The organism is Methanoculleus sp. UBA291 (assembly GCF_002499755.1).
Taxonomy (GTDB): domain Archaea; phylum Halobacteriota; class Methanomicrobia; order Methanomicrobiales; family Methanoculleaceae; genus Methanoculleus; species Methanoculleus palmolei.
Window position 1 is genome coordinate 9,863 of sequence record NZ_DANC01000022.1, and the last position, 1,029, is coordinate 10,891.

Below are 1,029 nucleotides of genomic sequence, written 5' to 3' on the forward strand. Positions count from 1 at the left end.
ACGAGGAAGAGCGGTACCGGGGTCACGCTTATCTCTTCTGCAGGAGATGTACCAGTGGCGGCCTGGCAGAGCGCGTGGTGGCACTTTGGATCCGGGCTGCCGCCTCTGGGTTTCGATTCGGTTCCTCCCGGGGTTCTCTCAGTCCGGGGCCTGTCGTCGTGTTGCATTTTTTTGTATCTCCCTGCACCGGGATTCTTTCCGGCGCATACATCATCGTCGGGGACCACGGGTTAAAAAGGTGAGTCAATGGCCCCGAATTTAACAACAGAGACTATTTAAACGTTACTTTCTCCAAAATTCGGATTCCAGAGGACCGGGCAGGAATCAACGATTGCGAACCGAATCCGGGGTGATGATCGATCCGGGCTTTTTTGATCCGATGCAGGCGGCGGCCACGTCTCCGGGGTCGTACCGGAGGCGGACCTCCCGCTCCCGCCCCCGGCCCGCTCCGGGCACGAGATCGACGATCCCGGCTTTCGCGAGCCCGTTGAGGTGCTCGTGGTAGGTCGTCTTCCCGACCGGGAGGTAATTCCGCGCCGCCTCAAAGACCGCTCCCGCCGTCATATCTGCCCCTTCCCTGGACCGTTCCGCAATCCGGCGGAGCAGTATGCGCTCGTCGTCCGAGAGCCCCGCGGCACGGGTGGCAAGTACCGGTGCCGCGACCGCCCGGCCGGCAGCCGTCACGTCGCCGGGGGTGACCCGACGGCGGCCGTCCTTCTCCGCCCGGAGGACCGCCAGCCGGACGAGGTCGATCCCGATCCGGACGTCCTGTTCGCCGGCGGCGATGGTGGCGATACGGTCGAGGAGGACCTTTGAGACCACCCGCGGGTAGAGCCCCTGCCGGACGCGGTCGGCAAGGATATCCCGGACCTCTACCTTCGTGTAGGGTGTAAAATTGACCTCGGTCGGGTGGAAGACCGACCGGACGCTCTCGTCGGCTTCTGCGTAGAGGTTCAGGGCGAGGTCGCTCGTGACCGCGAAGACCCCGGGCTTCCGGACATCCCATCGCTCGTAGAGCCGGAGGATCTG

At 64.1% G+C, this 1,029-nt stretch carries 1 pseudogene; it reads right to left on the reverse strand.

The features are described 5' to 3' along the window. Nucleotides 1-324 precede the first annotated feature (324 nt). A pseudogene (locus tag BP737_RS05465) lies at nt 325-1,029 on the reverse strand (hypothetical protein); the annotation flags it as partial.